Annotated in this window: 13 protein-coding genes; 5 read left to right on the plus strand and 8 right to left on the minus strand. The window is 73.8% G+C overall.

Going from position 1 to position 14,995, the window contains the following annotated elements:
- Positions 1-34: 34 nt before the first annotated feature.
- The 4 genes from OEIGOIKO_RS29910 to OEIGOIKO_RS29925 all read right to left on the minus strand — a co-directional run bounded on the left by OEIGOIKO_RS29910 (position 35) and on the right by OEIGOIKO_RS29925 (position 3,895).
- A complete protein-coding gene (locus tag OEIGOIKO_RS29910) occupies positions 35-1,045 on the minus strand; it encodes an LLM class F420-dependent oxidoreductase (protein WP_125056647.1) in 1,011 nt (336 codons plus the stop codon).
- A 148-nt stretch (positions 1,046-1,193) separates the two neighbouring features.
- Positions 1,194-2,051 carry a DUF5336 domain-containing protein gene (locus OEIGOIKO_RS29915; RefSeq protein WP_125056648.1) on the minus strand — a complete coding sequence of 286 codons (858 nt, stop codon included), beginning with the start codon at positions 2,049-2,051 and terminating at the stop codon, positions 1,194-1,196.
- A gap of 176 nt (positions 2,052-2,227) precedes the next feature.
- Entirely contained in the window at positions 2,228-3,223 is a 996-nt protein-coding gene (locus OEIGOIKO_RS29920) for an N-acetylmuramoyl-L-alanine amidase (RefSeq protein WP_125056649.1), read from the minus strand.
- Positions 3,224-3,244: 21 nt separating this feature from the next.
- Complete coding sequence (locus OEIGOIKO_RS29925; RefSeq protein WP_170251916.1) at positions 3,245-3,895, minus strand: class I SAM-dependent methyltransferase; 651 nt, start codon at positions 3,893-3,895, stop codon at positions 3,245-3,247.
- Between the two features lie 375 nt (positions 3,896-4,270).
- Here OEIGOIKO_RS29925 and OEIGOIKO_RS29930 point away from each other — a divergent pair, with 375 nt between their 5' ends.
- Together OEIGOIKO_RS29930 and OEIGOIKO_RS29935 are read left to right on the plus strand one after the other, a co-directional pair.
- The gene (locus OEIGOIKO_RS29930) at positions 4,271-6,622 is read left to right on the plus strand and encodes an acyl-CoA dehydrogenase (RefSeq protein WP_125056651.1); all 2,352 of its coding nucleotides are present in this window, start codon (positions 4,271-4,273) and stop codon (positions 6,620-6,622) included.
- Positions 6,623-6,675: 53 nt separating this feature from the next.
- Positions 6,676-7,872, plus strand: a complete 1,197-nt coding sequence (locus tag OEIGOIKO_RS29935; protein ID WP_125056652.1) for a lipid-transfer protein — start codon at positions 6,676-6,678, stop codon at positions 7,870-7,872.
- A gap of 82 nt (positions 7,873-7,954) precedes the next feature.
- Here the strand turns inward: OEIGOIKO_RS29935 and OEIGOIKO_RS29940 are convergent, their stop codons facing one another.
- Entirely contained in the window at positions 7,955-9,061 is a 1,107-nt protein-coding gene (locus OEIGOIKO_RS29940; RefSeq protein ID WP_125056653.1) for a VanZ family protein, read from the minus strand.
- 321 nt (positions 9,062-9,382) lie between these two features.
- Here OEIGOIKO_RS29940 and OEIGOIKO_RS29945 point away from each other — a divergent pair, with 321 nt between their 5' ends.
- From OEIGOIKO_RS29945 to gcvH, 3 genes are all read left to right on the plus strand, one after another.
- Positions 9,383-10,828, plus strand: a complete 1,446-nt coding sequence (locus OEIGOIKO_RS29945) for an MFS transporter (protein ID WP_125056654.1) — start codon at positions 9,383-9,385, stop codon at positions 10,826-10,828.
- Positions 10,821-11,648 carry an SDR family NAD(P)-dependent oxidoreductase gene (locus tag OEIGOIKO_RS29950; protein WP_246177610.1) on the plus strand — a complete coding sequence of 276 codons (828 nt, stop codon included), beginning with the start codon at positions 10,821-10,823 and terminating at the stop codon, positions 11,646-11,648. Before OEIGOIKO_RS29945 ends, OEIGOIKO_RS29950 begins: the two co-directional genes overlap by 8 nt.
- Positions 11,649-11,715: 67 nt before the next feature.
- The gene (gene gcvH / locus OEIGOIKO_RS29955; RefSeq protein ID WP_125056655.1) at positions 11,716-12,111 is read left to right on the plus strand and encodes a glycine cleavage system protein GcvH; all 396 of its coding nucleotides are present in this window, start codon (positions 11,716-11,718) and stop codon (positions 12,109-12,111) included.
- Positions 12,112-12,126: 15 nt separating this feature from the next.
- Here the strand turns inward: gcvH and OEIGOIKO_RS29960 are convergent, their stop codons facing one another.
- The 3 genes from OEIGOIKO_RS29960 to OEIGOIKO_RS29970 form a co-directional block, all read right to left on the minus strand.
- Entirely contained in the window at positions 12,127-12,765 is a 639-nt protein-coding gene (locus OEIGOIKO_RS29960; protein WP_125056656.1) for a response regulator transcription factor, read from the minus strand.
- 62 nt (positions 12,766-12,827) lie between these two features.
- Positions 12,828-13,349, minus strand: coding sequence for a hypothetical protein (locus tag OEIGOIKO_RS29965; RefSeq protein ID WP_125056657.1), 522 nt, complete (start codon positions 13,347-13,349; stop codon positions 12,828-12,830).
- 217 nt (positions 13,350-13,566) lie between these two features.
- On the minus strand, positions 13,567-14,964 hold the full coding sequence (locus OEIGOIKO_RS29970; protein ID WP_125056658.1) for a condensation domain-containing protein: 1,398 nt from the start codon (positions 14,962-14,964) through the stop codon (positions 13,567-13,569).
- Positions 14,965-14,995 lie beyond the last annotated feature (31 nt).

Here is a 14,995-nt window from a genome sequence, read left to right on the forward strand (position 1 = left end):
ATCCGCCGGATCGCCGGCCGCCGCGAGGTGCGCCCTATCCGTTCAGCTCCGCCAGTACCCGCAAGGTCTGCACGTCAGGGGCCGTGACGAGGAGGTCGGTCACCGGCCCCTCGCGCCAGGCCGTGAGGCGGTCGGCGAGGCGGGGGCGGGGGCCGACGAGGGAGATGTCGTCGGCGAAGGTGTCGGGGACGGCTTGGACGGCCTCGTCGCGGCGGCCCTGGAGGAACAGGTCCTGGATGCGGTGGGCCGCTTCCTCGTGGCCCATGCGGGACATCAGGTCCGCGTGGAAGTTGCGGGAGGCGTGGCCCATGCCGCCGATGTAGAAGGCGAGCATGGCCTTGACGGGGAGCAGGCCCTCGGCCACGTCGTCGCAGAGCCGGGCGCGGGCCATCGGGGCGACGAGGAAGCCCTCGGGGGCGCCGGTGAGGGACGCCTCGTAGGCGTCGGTGCGGTACGGGGACCAGTACAGCGGGAGCCAGCCGTCGGCGATGCGCGTGGTCTGGGCGATGTTTTTGGGGCCCTCGGCGCCGAGGAGGACGGGGAGGCCGGGGCGGCGGGGGTGGGTGATGGGCTTGAGGGGTTTGCCGAGGCCGGTGCTGTCGGGGCCGCGGTAGGGGAGCGGGTGGAAGCGGCCGTCGGAGGTGACCGGGGCTTCCCGGCGCAGCACCTGGCGCACGATGTCCACGTACTCCCGGGTGGCGGTGAGCGGACTGGCCGGGAACGGGCGGCCGTACCAGCCCTCCACCACCTGCGGTCCCGAGAGGCCGAGCCCGAGCATCATCCGGCCGCCGGACAGGTGGTCCAGAGTCAGGGCCTGCATCGCGGTGGCGGTGGGGGTGCGGGCGGCCATCTGGGCGATGGCGGTGCCCAGCCTGATCCGGGTGGTGCGGGCGGCGATCCAGGTGAGAGGGGTGAAGGCGTCGGAGCCCCAGGCTTCCGCGGTCCACACGGAGTCGTAGCCCAGCCGTTCGGCCTCCTGGGCGAGTTCGACGTGCCGGGGGTCGGGGCCGCGGCCCCAGTAGCCGAGTGCCAGGCCGAGTCGCATGGTGAGCCCCAAAGAGGTGACGGTCCGTCAGGTGCCGTGGGTGGTCGGTGCACTGTACGGAGGGTGGGGGGTGAAAGGAAGGGCGGGTACGGCGACGGCCCCTCACCCGGAACGGGAGAGAGGCCGTGCGGTGGGGCGGCGGGCGGTGTCAGCCGCGCTGGATGCCGGTCGTGTCCTGGAGGACGCCGCGGCGCCCGTCCTGCGTCTGCGCGACGAGGGCCTGGCCCCGCTGGTCCACGGCCAGGTACCAGGTACCGGGCGCCAGTTCGGCGATCGGCGTGGGCGCGCCGTCCTCGCCGTACAGCGGACGCGCCACCGGCACCGCGAACCAGAACGGCGCGAAGTCCGCGGCGGGCGCGGGCTGCTGCGCGGCGGCCGGGGAGGGCTGCTGCCCGCCGTACGACTGCGGGCCGGACTGGGCCTGCCCCGGCTGCGGCTGGCCCTGGCCGGGCTGCTGGGCGCCCGGGTAGCCGTACCCGCCGTGGCCCGGCTGCTGCTGGTGGGCGCCGGGGTAGCCGTACCCCTGGCCCTGGGCCGCGCCGTACGGGGACGGGGTCTGCGGCCGCGGGGCCGGCACGAGCCCGGCCTTCAGGGCCGGTACCAGCGGCGTGGCCACGGCCGCGGCGGCCAGCACGAGCGCGGCGATCAGGCCGAGGATCAGGCCGGCGCCTGCGCCGCCGCTGTTGACCGTCGTCCAGAAGGCGAACCAGGCGACGAACACGGTCCACGCGACGCCGAACTGCCCGAGGTCGAGGCCGGCCACCTTCAGCGGCTGCGGCAGGGCGCGGGCCACGACGATCAGGGCGGCCGCGATCACGCCGGCCAGGAACATGCCCATCAGCAGGGACAGTGAGTCCCAGGCGTTCGCGGACGTGATCTTCGGGCAGAAGCTGCCGGTGCAGTCGGATCCGTCGTACGAGCTGATGTCGAGAAACGAGGCGATGAACAGCAACACCGCTGCTCCGATCACCACGCCGTCGCCTCTAGTGAGGGAGCGGATGTTCACGTAAGGGTCCTTTGTCGGTTCCGGTGTTCTGGTCTTCGCTGTCGCTGCCGTAAGCGCTGGTGGGCGCGTGGCGAGGCACGGGGTGGCCCCCCATCGTAAGGGGGAACCTACCGCCGGATCCTGTGGGCCGTCTTGTCGGTATCGGTCAGGTATCGAGTCGGTATCGGCGCCGGCCGCTACCGGGTCAGGAAGCCCGTAATGCCCTCGGCGATCCCGCGGGCCGCCTTTTCCCGCCATTGCGGATCGGTCAATTGCGCGGCGTCCTTCGGATCGCGCATATTGCCGCACTCCAGGAACACCTTGGGAATGCTGGAGAGGTTGAGGCCGCCGAGGTCGGACCGGACGACCAACCCGGTCCCGCCGCCCAGGTAATTGGCGGGGGCGCTCCCGGTGGCCGCCACGAAGCGGCCCGCCAGACGTTCGCCGAGCTGCCGGGACGGGCCGACGATGGCGGAGGTGTCCGCCGCGCCCGCGATGACCCGCGCGGGCAGGATCACGTGGAAGCCGCGGTTGCCGTCGCCCGCCCCGTCGGCGTGCACGGACACCGCGGCGTCGGCCTTCGCCGCGTTCCCGGCGCGGGCCCGCTCGTCGACGCACGGGCCGTACGGGCGGTCGCCGTCCTGGGTGAAGACGACCTTCGCGCCCTCGGCCTGGAGGAGGGTACGGGCGCGCCGCGCCACGTCGAGGGTGAAGGACGCCTCGGCGTAGCCGTCGTTGGTGGAGGTGCCGGTGGTGTCGCACTCCTTGCGGGCGTTGCCGACGTCCACCTGGCGGGCGATCTCGCGGGTGTGGTCGCGGTTGTGGGGGTTGTGGCCGGGGTCGAGGAGGACGGTCTTGCCCTGGAGCCGGGTTCCGGTGCGGCCGCCGGGCCCGGCCTGGTCTCCCTTGCCGTCCCGGTCTCCGCCCTGCCCGGCGCCGCCGCCGTCCGCCCGGTCCGCTCCGCCGGCGCCGGGAGTGCCGTCCTTGCCGGGGGCGCCGTCCGTGCCGGGCCGGCCGCCGGGGGAGGCCGGGCTCGCGGCGGGCAGGGCCTTGGGCGGCTTGTCACCGCCGTGCCCGCTCGCGGACCGCCAGATCAGCCAGCCCGCCGCGCAGGCGGCCAGCAGTGCGGCCAGGACGACGACGAGGGTGCCGCCGAAACGGCGGCGCGGGGGGAATGTACTGCCGTTCGTCACATCGCGATCGTAGTGGTGGGGTCAGTGCCCTTCACCGGTACGACGCAGGACGTGCAGCGATCCGTGTGCCGACATTTCGGTGAAGGCGCCGGATTCCAGGGCGCGCCGGTAGACGCGGTACGGGGCCTGGCCGCCGTCCGCCGGGTCGGCGAAGACGTCGTGGATGACGAGCAGCCCGCCGGGCGCGACGTGCGGCGCCCAGCCCTCGTAGTCGGCGGTGGCGTGCTCGTCGGTGTGGCCGCCGTCGACGAAGACCAGGCCGACGGGGGTGTTCCAGAGCGCGGCGACCTGCGGGGAGCGGCCCACCAGGGCGACGACGTGGTCCTCCAGCCCGGCCGCGTACAGCGTGCGGCGGAAGGTGGGCAGGGTGTCCATCAGGCCCACTTCGGGGTCGACCACGGCCGGGTCGTGGTACTCCCAGCCGGGCTGCTGCTCCTCGCTGCCGCGGTGGTGGTCGACGGTGACGACTGTCACGCCCGCCGCGCGCGCGGCGTCGGCGAGCAGAAGCGTGGAGCGCCCGCAATAGGTGCCGACCTCGACGAGTGGCAGCCCCAGTGCCGCGGCCTCACCGGCGGCCGCGTAAAGGGCCAGCCCTTCGTCGACCGGCATGAACCCTTTTGCCGCCTCGAATGCGGCGAGTATCTCCGGCTTGGGGGTGTTCGCGGCGGCCATGGGGATTCCTCCTCGGTCGTACGGTCACCGGAGTGCGGCGGTGACTCATAACGACGGATCGTACGTGCCGGTAATGCGGGGGACGGACGGGTGGAGGGGCGGGTGGGTGTTCGGAGGTGTGCCGGGTATGGCGGGGTGGCGGGGAATGGGGTGGTGAATTCCGGGGGCGGGGGAATGCGGAGGGGGAAGGCGGTGGGGAATCCGGCGGTGCGGGAGTTCGAGGCCGGGTGCCGCGCGGGCGGGGGCGTACGGACGGCCGTGCCGTACGGCCGGTGGTGCGGCCCGGGGCGGGGCCGCCCGGCCCGCCTCGGACGGGCCCTTCCGATGCCCGATCTGACCTACCGTCAGTTTGAAACGTGTTCTAGTCTGCCCGGCATGGGCATCGGAATCACACCGGAGCAAGGGGAGCTGGCCGAGGCGGTACGGGGCTGGGCGGCCCGGGCCGTGCCTCCGGAGGAGGTGCGCAAGCTGCTCGACGCCGGGCCCGGCCGGCGCGGGCGCCCCGCGTACTGGGACGGGCTCGCCGAGATGGGCCTGCTCGGGCCGCACCTGCCGGAGGCGTGCGGCGGTGGCGGCGGCGAACTGCTCGACCTCGCCGTCGTGTTGGAGGAGACCGGCCGTGCCGCGCTGCCCGGCCCGTACCTGCCCAGCGTGCTCGCCTCCGAACTGCTGCTGCGCGGCGGCGCCCCCGACCTGGCGCGCGCCCTGGCCACCGGCGATCGCATCGGTGCCGTCGCGCTCGGCGCGGGCACGCTCCGCATAGCCGGGACGGCGGACGGCCATGTGCTGGACGGCGCCGCGCCGCCCGTCCTCGGCGGCGGTGACGCCGACTTGATCGTCCTGGCGGCGGAGCTGGTGGAACCGGCGGAAGCGGCGGGTCCGGGGGGCCCGGCGGAAGCGGCGGGTCCGGCGGGTCCGGCGGAAGCGGCGGGTCCGGGTGGCCCGGCAGAAGCGGCGGAAGCGATGGAACCGGCGGGCCGGTCGGAAGCACCGGCATCGCCCGCCGACCCGCCCCCGCCCCGCACCCTCTGGCTCGCCGTCGACGCCGACACGCTCACCGTACGGGTGCCGTCCGCCGCCGACCCGACCCGCCCGGCCGCGCGCGTGACGGCCGAGAACGTCACGGTCCCGGCCGCGCGGGTGCTGGACCTCGACTCCGCCCTCGTACGGGACCTGGCCGCGACGCTGTTCGCGGCCGAGGCGTGCGGCACGGCGGACCGGGCCCTGCACACCGCCGCCGAGCACGCCCGCGTGCGGGAACAGTTCGGGCGGCCGATCGGCCAGTTCCAGGCGGTGAAGCACCTCTGCGCGGACATGCTCGTACGCGTCGAGCAGGCCCGCGCCCTGGCGTGGGACGCGGCGCGCGCGGCGGACGAGGCCCCGCCGGTCCGCGGCATGGTCGCCGCACTGGCCGCCGCCACCGCCCTGGACGCCGCCTTCACCTGTGCCAAGGACTGCATCCAGATCCTCGGCGGCATCGGCTTCACCTGGGAGCACGACGCGCACCTGTATCTGCGGCGGGCGACCGTGGCCCGCCAACTGCTGGGCGGCGGCGCGGAACACCGGCTGCGGGCGGCCGGGTACGGCGCCGGGGGTGCCCGGCGCGAGCTGCGGACGGACCTGCCGGCGGAGCGGTCGCGGGAGGCGGCCCGGTACCGCGAGGAGGCCCGTGCGGTGATCGCGAAGGTACGCGGCCTCGACCCCGGAGCCGTACGGCGCGAGCTGGCGCCCACCGGGTACGCGGCGCCGCACCTGCCCGCCCCGTACGGCCTGGACGCCGGCCCCGTGCAGCAACTGGCCGTCCAGCGGGAACTGCGGGACGCGGGGGTCCGGCTCAGCGACCTGGGGATCGCCACCTGGGTGGTGCCCTCCCTGATCACCTACGGCACCCCGGAGCAGCAGGAACGCCATCTGCTGCCGACGCTCCGCGGCGACCGGCTGTGGTGCCAGCTCTTCTCCGAGCCGGAGGCCGGGTCCGACCTGGCGGCGCTGCGCACCCGGGCCGAGCGGGTGGACGGCGGCTGGCGGGTCAACGGCCAGAAGGTGTGGACCTCGGCGGCCCAGTGGGCGGGGTACGGCATCCTGCTCGCCCGGACGGCCCCGGAGGCGCCGAAGCACCAGGGCCTGACCTTCTTCCTGGTCGACATGTCGGCACCCGGCATCGAGGTACGGCCCCTGCGGGAGATCACCGGCGACGCGCTCTTCAGCGAGGTGTACTTCGACGACGTCCTGCTGCCCGCCGACGCGGTGGTGGGCGAGGTGGACGACGGCTGGAAGGTGGCCCGGCACACCCTCGGCAACGAGCGCGTCCACATGGCCGACCAGGTGACCTTCAGCACCGGTCTGGAGGCGCTGATCGAGCGGACCGCCGGGCTGGACGGCGCGGTCCGCGAGCGGGTGGGCGCGCTGGCCGCCGAGGCGCACGCGCTGGCCTGCATCGGACTGCGCACCACCCTCCAGCAGGTGGCGGGCCGGGAGCCGGGCGCCGGGGCCAGCATCCGCAAGCTGGTGCAGACCGCGCACCAGCAGAAGGTCGCCGAGCTGGCGCTCGAACTCCTCGGCCCGGAGGGCGCGACGGGCGAGGGCGAAGCGGAACGCGCCCTGCACGGCTTCCTGATGTCGCGCTGCCTGACGATCGCGGGCGGTACGACGCAGGTGCAGCTGAACGTCGTCGCGGAGCGGCTGCTCGGCCTGCCCAGGGACCCGGAGCCGCGCCCGCTGATCTGACCCCGGGCGCCCGGGCACCAGGGCCCCGGGCGCCCCCGAGGAGGAGGACGCACATGGCCGGCAAGGCGTACATCATCGGCGTGGGCATGACGAAGTTCGAGAAGCCGGAAACCCGCGACCGGCAGTACTGGGACATGGCCGGGGAAGCGGGCGGCAAGGCTCTCGCCGACGCGGGCATCCCGTACAGCGCCGTGGAACAGGCAGCGGTGGGCTACTGCTACCAGGCCTCCACGGCCGGCCAGCGCGCCGTCTACGAACTGGGCCTGACCGGCATCCCCGTCTACAACGTCAACAACAACTGCGCGACCGGCGCCACCGCCCTGATGATGGCCCGGCAGTTCGTCGCCTCCGGCCTCAACGACTGCGTACTGGCCCTCGGCTTCGAGAAGATGAAACGCGGCGCGCTCGGCGGCGGCGCGGACAGCGGCGACTTCGCGACCTCTCCCGTGGCCCGCCACTACGGCGTGATGGCCGCCGCGCACGGCTTCGAGACGACCCCGCCCACCGCCCAGATCTTCGGCAACGCCGCACGCGAGCACATGGACCGGTACGGCACCACCGAACGGCAGCTCGCCGCCGTCGGCGCCAAGAACCACCGGCACTCGGCGGACAACCCGAACGCCCAGTTCCAGGACGTGTACACGGTCGAGGAGATCCTCGCCGCCCGGACCGTCCACCGGCCGCTGACCAAGCTCCAGTGCTCACCGACCTCGGACGGCTCGGCCGCCGCCGTGGTCGCCTCCGAACGGTTCGTCCGCGAACACGGCCTGGCCGGCCGGGCGGTGGAGATCGCCGGACAGGCCATGACGACGGACACGCAGGACAGCTTCGCCTCCGGCTCCTGCGTCGACGTGGTCGGCCGCCCGATGTCCCGGGCGGCGGCCCGGCAGGCGTACGAGGCGAGCGGCCTCGGCATCGAGGACGTGGACGTGATCGAGCTGCACGACTGCTTCTCGGTCAACGAACTGCTGACGTACGAGGCGCTCGGCATGTGCGCGGACGGCGGGTCCGGCAAGCTGGCCGAGGACGGCGCCACGACCCACGGCGGCCGCTGGGTGGTCAACCCGTCCGGCGGCCTCATCTCCAAGGGTCACCCGCTCGGCGCAACCGGCCTGGCCCAGACCGCCGAGCTGGTGTGGCAGCTACGCGGAACGGCGGGCGCCCGCCAGGTACCCGGAGCACGGGTCGGGCTCGCGCACAACATCGGGCTGGGGGGTGCGGCGGTGGTGACGGTGTTGCGGAAGGGGTGAGGGAGGGGCCGAAGGCCCCGCCCCGCCCCGGCCCGGCTCCCGCCTCTGGCTCCCGCTCAGGCCCGGCCCCGCCCCGCCCCGGTCATCCGTCAGCGTCGGCGCGTGCGGAATCGACCGCTGTCCGTTCGGTCAGTTCGCTGATGCGCCCCGCGCTGTCCACCAGCACGTCGAGCCCTCCGGGGAGGAGGACCTCGCCTTCCCACCGGCGCCAGCGGACGCGCCAGCCGAGGCCGGCTTCCGGGCCGCTGCGCGAGACCTGGACCTTCGCGTTCTTCAGCCACCCGGGCGCGTACCGGCCGCCGTACGCCTCGGCGATCCGTACGGCGTCCGGCCCGGTCGCGGGCCGCCGCGTGGTGCCGGGCACCGCGAACGCCGCACCGGGCGCCACGTCCGCCGGGGGCATCGAGGCGGTGAACTCGGCCTGGTCCGGCCAGCTCAGCTCGGCGGAGCCGACGCCGAAGAAGGCGGTGACGGTGCCGGTACCGTCCTCGCCGAGCGTGACGCTGTGGTCGTCGGCGCGGTACGCGCCACCGAAGGCGGCCCGGAGCCGGCCGTCGATCGCGGCCTGCTGCTCCGCCGTGGCCGGCACGGCGTTCACCGTGCGGCTGACGACGGTGAACTCGGTGGTGGAGAACAGCAGGGCCGCCATGACGGCGGCCGCCGCTCCGCCGCCGAGCAAAGCTTTCCTGGTCACGCCCGGGGACAAGGGGGTACCGCGGCCGAACTTCGCGAGTACGGTGCCGACCGCCGTCCCGAGCAGCGCGCCCAGACCGTTGCTCACCAGGTCGCTCGTGTCGCACGCCCGCCCTATCGGGGCCAGCGCCTGGACCGTCTCGATCGCGGCCGGGAGCAGCAGGCCGAGACCGGCGGTCAGGACCGGGCGCCCGGTGGCCAGGACACCGAGCAGGCCGAACGGCACCAGCATCCCGAAGTTGAGCAGCCCCTGGGTCTGCCGGAAGGGCTCGAAGACATCGAGGTTCACGGTGCACGACGCCGCCTCGCCCCCGTCGCCGGTGCTCCACAGTGTCAGGGCGAGCGTGGCGGTCGTACAGGCGCCCCACAGCCCCCAGGCCACCGGAGGGCCCTGTCTCCTGCGGGCGGCGGCGAAGGTCACCACGCCCGCGGCGCAGGAGAGGACGACGGCGAGGGCGACGAACTGTTCGTGCCCGCGGAAGACGGCGGTCAGCATGCGGTCGGGGCGGCCGGGCCGGTCGTGGCGCGGGTGGCCGGGACGGCCACGCTGGGTAAGGCAATGAGTAATGCTGCACGGCTGCGTAAGCGCATGGTGTCTCCCCTGGCAGGGGGCGCGCGTGGTCGACCGCGCGCTCCCGGTGATCAATTGCGGTAACCCTAGAGGCCGCCGACGCGCGCGCACCGCACCGTCCGGCCCGGCGCCCCCGGTCCGGCCCTGCGCCCTTCGGTCCACCCCCGGCGATCTTCGGCCTAAGCCCCCGGACCGGCCACTTCCGGTCCGATAATCCGATGCCACCGACGCGTGTCAGGTGCAACTATGGAGACCATGCCCCCGACAGCAACCCCCGCCACGCTGCCCGAAAACGCCCGCCGCACCCCGCCCGTCTGGCTGGTGACGCTGCTGGTCTGCGCCGGTCAGTTCCTCGTCGTCCTCGACGTCTCGGTCGTCAATGTCGCGCTGCCGAGCATGCGCGCCGGCCTCGGGCTCAGCGAGCTGGGGCTGCAATGGGTGGTCAACGCCTACGTGATCACCTTCGCCGGGTTCATGCTGCTCGGCGGCCGGGTGGCCGACCTCTTCGGGCGCAAGCGGATATTCGTCGTGGGGCTCACCCTCTTCACCGTCGCCAGCCTGGCGGGCGGCCTGGCGCAGGAGCCGTGGCAGCTGATCGCGGCCCGCGCGGTCCAGGGCGTCGGCGCGGCGGTGCTCTCCCCGGCCACGCTCACCATCCTCACCACCGCGTTCCCCGCGGGCCCGGCCCGGACCCGGGCCATCGCCACCTGGACCGCGGTCGGCGCGGGCGGCGGCGCCGTCGGCGGCCTGGTCGGCGGCGTGCTGACGGAGTACCTCACCTGGCGCTGGGTGCTGCTGATCAACGTGCCGGTCGGCGCGCTCGTGCTGGCCGGGGCGCTGCTCTGGCTCACCGAGAGCCGGCGCGGCGAGGGGCGGCGGCTCGACGTGCCGGGGGCCCTGCTGGTGACGGCGGGCCTCGCCCTGGCGGCGTACGGCATCGTGCAGACCGAGTCGGACGGCTGGACCTCCGCGAGCGCGCTGCTGCCGCTGGCCGCCGGCCTGCTGGTGCTCCTCGCCTTCGTGGCCGTCGAGGCCCGTACGAAGGCACCGCTGATGCCGCTCACGCTCTTCCGGCTGCGCTCGGTGTACGCGGCGAACGGCGCCATGGTGCTGGCCGGCGCCGCGATGTTCTCCATGTGGTACTTCCTCTCCCTCTACGTGCAGAACGTCCTCGGCTACACGCCCCTGGAAGCCGGCCTCTCCTTCATCCCGCACTCGCTGAGCATCGTGCTGGGCTCCAAGATCGCGCCGCGCCTGATGAACCGGGCGGGCGCCAAGACGCTGGCCGTCGCGGGCGCGCTGATCTCCGCCGCCGGCATGTTCTGGCAGGGGCAGATGGAGGCCGACGGCACCTACCTCGGCACGCTGCTCGGCCCCGGCGTCCTGATGGCCTTCGGCGCGGGCCTGACCGCCACCCCGATCGCCTCCATCGCCACCTCCGGCGCCGCGCTCTCCGACCAGGGCCTGGTCTCCGGTCTGATCAACACCTCGCGGCAGATGGGCGGCGCGCTCGGCCTGTCGATCCTGTCCACGGTCGCGGCCACCCGCATCGCGGCGGACCACGGCGGCCGGGCCGCGATGGCCGACGGGTACGGCCTCGCCTTCCAGGTCGGTACGGTCATCCTGCTGGCGAGCGTGCTCCTGATGGTTCTCGCCCTGCCCCGCCGACCCGAGGACGCCCACCATGACTGACCCCGCGCCCGTGACCCCCGCGCCCGTGACCCCCGCCCCCGCGACCCCCGTCCCGGCGTTCCCCGCCACCGGCCGCCGCGTCCTGGTCAGCGGCGCCTCGCGCGGCCTCGGCCGGGCCCTCGCCCGCACCTTCGCCGAGAACGGTGACCGGGTCGCGGTGCACTACGGATCGCGGCGCGCGGACGCCGAGGAGACCCTCGCCGCGCTGCCCGGCAGCGGTCACGTCCTGCTCGGCGCCGACCTGACCGACCCGTCCGGCGCCGCCGCGCTGACCGGGGCGGCCGTCGAGGCGCTCGGCGGCCTCGACGTCCTGGTGAACAACGCCGCCGTCAACACCGCGCACCCGCCCGCGACCACCCCGTACGACGAGTGGGCCGCCGCCTGGCAGCAGCACGTCACCGTCAACCTGCTCGGCACGGCCCACCTCAGCCACGGCGCTGCCCAGGCGATGATCGCGCAGGGCACCGGCGGCCGGATCGTCAACATCGGCTCCCGAGGAGCCTTCCGCGGCGAACCCGACCACCCCGCCTACGGTGCCACCAAGGCCGCCGTGCACTCCCTCGGCCAGTCGCTCGCCGTCGCCCTCGCCCCGTACGGCATCGCGGTGGCCTCCGTGGCCCCGGGCTTCATCGACACGGAGCGGGTCTCCCACCGCCTGACCGGCGCCGAGGGCGCGGCGATCCGCACCCAGAGCCCGTTCGGCCGGGTCGCCGTCCCGGAGGAGGTCGCGGCCGCCGTACGGTGGCTGGCGTCCCCGGAGGCGCAGTGGAGCTCGGGCGCGGTGCTGGACCTCAACGGGGCGTCGTACCTGCGGACGTGACCGGCCGCCCGGACCCCGGCCGCCGGAAGCCTTCCCTCCGCCCGGGCGCGGTGGCACCGTCCGCGGCATGGCGAACATCCCCGCGGATCTTTCGTACACCAAGGACCACGAGTGGGTCCGGGTCAGAGGCGATCAGGTCACCGTCGGCATCACCGACCACGCGCAGCGGCAGCTGGGCGACATCGTGTACGCCGAACTGCCCAAGCAGGGCGAACGGTTCGAGGCGGGCGACGCGTTCGGGTCGCTGGAGTCGGTCAAGGCCGTCACCGAGGTCTACGTACCGCTGACCGGTACGGTCCTCGTGGTCAACGAGACCGTCAACGACGCCCCCGAGCAGATCAACGACGAGCCGTACGGCGCGGGCTGGCTGATCGTCCTCCGACTGTCCCGGCCCGCCGAACTCGACGGCCTGATGGACGCGAAGGGGTACGAGAGCTACCTCCAGGAGGGCACACAGAGCTGACGGACCGGCCCGGCACTACAGCCAGCCGTTCTGGCGGGCGGTACGCGCCGCCTCCATACGGTTGCGCGTGCCGGTCTTGCCGATGGCACCGGAGAGGTAGTTGCGCACCGTCGCCTGCGACAGGTGCAGCTTCCCCGCGATGTCGGCGACGGTCGCCCCGTCCACGGACGCGGTCAGCACGTCGCGCTCACGCTGGGTCAGCGGATTGGGCCCCGCGCTGAGCGCGGCGGCGGCCAGCCCCGGATCGATGACCCGCTCCCCGGCCAGCACCCGCCGGATCGCCGCCGCCAGCTCCTCCACCGGCCCGTCCTTGACGAGGAAACCGGAGGCGCCCGCCTCCATCGCCCGCCGCAGGTATCCGGGCCTGCCGAACGTCGTCACGATCAGCACCTTGCAGGACGGCAGCGCCTCCCGCAGCTCCGCCGCGGCGTCCAGCCCGCTGCGGCCCGGCAGCTCGATGTCCAGCAACGCGATGTCCGGCCGCGCCTCCAGCGCCGTCCGTACGATCTCGTCCCCGGCCGACACCTGGGCGACGACCTCCATGTCGTCCTCCAGGTTGAGCAGCAGCGCGAGCGCGCCGCGCATCATGCCCTGGTCCTCGGCGAGGAGCACCTTCACACATGGTTCGGCCTGCTCGCCGCCCGGATCAGTCATGGGGCAAGCCTAGCCAGCGCGGGGGCGGGGCCTGGGCAGGGTGCGGTCAGGCGGCCGCACGGTCACCAGGGAACGCGGCAGTTCCAGTCGTCGTAGTTGATCCCCTGGCCGTCTTCCCATTGCACATGGACATGGACCACGGTCGTCCTGCCCTGCGGCACGACCAGCGGCAGCCAGGCCTTGTCCTCGGAGTCGATGGTCATGCCGAACTCCAGGTCACTGATCGCTTCGGCCGTGAATCCCGGGGACGGGCCCTCCACCGGGTTGAGCCACGCACCGACGGAGTGCGCGTCGGACCGCCCCCGGTTGTAGAGGACCAGGTGCCATTGGCCCTCCTCGTCCTGCTCGAATCTCGGGGCGAGCCTGGCCTGCTGCCGTTCCGACGTGTCCTGGCTCCAGCGACCGTGTTCGATCATCGCGGACTGCTCGGCGGCCCAGGCGCTGCGCGAACCGGCCCGGGCCGAGTCCTCGGACGCCCGGGCGCTGCGCAGGGCGAACCACGCGGCGGCGGAAGAAGTCAGCAGGCTCAGCAGGGAGAGCCCGATCGCCAGGCTGGACTGGGAATCGCCGGCTGCCAGGAACATCGCTCCTCCCCGCGGACGGGCCGGCCGGCTGCCCGACGGACCGGCAGCCGGTGGAAGAGGTCCTGTGCCCACCGATTATGGGGCGTGCCCGGGGCCGGGGGTAAGGGGGAGCGGCCCGTCCGTGGACGTGGCCGGGGCCCGTGCGGAGAAGCGGCCGGGCCCCGTACGGAACGGGTCCCGGCCGGCGGTCCGGCGTGGACCAGGGAACCAGGCCGCGTCAGACGGACGTCACGGCGGCCTCGCGTGCCACCGAGAGGACGATCTCCCGCAGCCGCTCGACGTACAGCCGCAGGCTGCCGTATGCGGCGTCGGTGTCCGGGTAGCGGCCGGCGAACTGCAGGCCCTCGTGGAGTCTGGTGATCCACGCGCACACCTGGTCGCCGTACGAGACCCGGATCAGCCCGTACGCCTTGAGGTCCTGCCACTGTGCGGAGCCGGGGACGCCGCGCGCGTCGACGAACGAGACGATCGAGTACAGGTCCGGGGACGTGGGCCGGAAGTCGGAGCCCAGCAGCCGGAGGACCCGGGCGAGGGGAATCCGGGACAGCGAGCGGTTCTCGCGCAACGCGGTACGGACCATCTGCATGGCGGTGACGAAGTCCGGCGCCTGCCCCACGGGCACCTCGATCGGCGCGCCGCCCACGTACCAGCCCACGGAGTCCGACCACTGGGACTTCGCCCGGGTGTGGAAGGGCACGACGGTGCGGTACACCGGGTGGCCGCCGACGTCGCGGACGATGAGGCCGGTGGCCGCGAGGACGCCGATGAAGCTCCCGCCGTACGGGCGGCAGTACGCCTCGAAGGCGGCCGCCGCCGCGTCGTCCACCAGCATCTCGTGCAGGAACTTCTGGGTGGGCAGCGGGCCGCCGGGGTCGAGGCCGAGGTCCAGGGGGAAGTTCGGCAGCTTCCCGTCGCACTGGGCGATGAACTTCCGCCAGCGGGCGACGATCTCGTGGGTGTCGTCGACCTGGTCGGCGGTGCTGCGTTCGGTCGCGCAGAAGTCGACGTAGCTGGCGACCGGCGCCGTGTCCACGGTGCGGCGGTCGAGGCCGGCCGCGTAGAGCTCGTGGATCTCGGCGGTGATCCGCTGGATGGAGTACGCGTCGACGTTGCTGTGGTCGAACGCCATGTAGACACTCGTACTGTCGTCCCGTACGACCGCGGTGAAGATGAAGTTCGGCCAGCTGAGCGCGTCCGCCGCGGTGTCGAAACGGTCCTGCAGATGCTGGGTCAGGGCCGCCGCGTCGGTGAACTCACCGACCTCCGTACGGTGCAGCACGACGTCGTCGGCGTCGAGCGTGAACCGCTGCATCTCGTCGCCCGCCCAGCGGAAACCGCTGCGCAGCGTCTCGTGGCGGAGGGTCCAGGTCCGCAGCGCCTCTTGCAGGACGTCGAGGTCGACTCTGCGCGGTATGTCGAAGGCGGTGCCGAGCCAGGTGGGGACGAACAGCCCGTCCTCGCGTACGGATCGTGCCGTGCGCACGTGGGACTCCTGGATGTACGCGGGCGGGCGTACGTCGTTCGGCAGGCTCATGGCGGCCTCGACCACCGCCGGGTGCAGCGTCCACTCCACGAGGCGTCCGGGCCGGACCTCGCACCGCTGGATGTCGGTCATGCGCACAGGGGTTCTCCGTTCGTAGTCGCGG

Source organism: Streptomyces paromomycinus (genome assembly GCF_003865155.1).
Classification (GTDB): domain Bacteria; phylum Actinomycetota; class Actinomycetes; order Streptomycetales; family Streptomycetaceae; genus Streptomyces; species Streptomyces chrestomyceticus.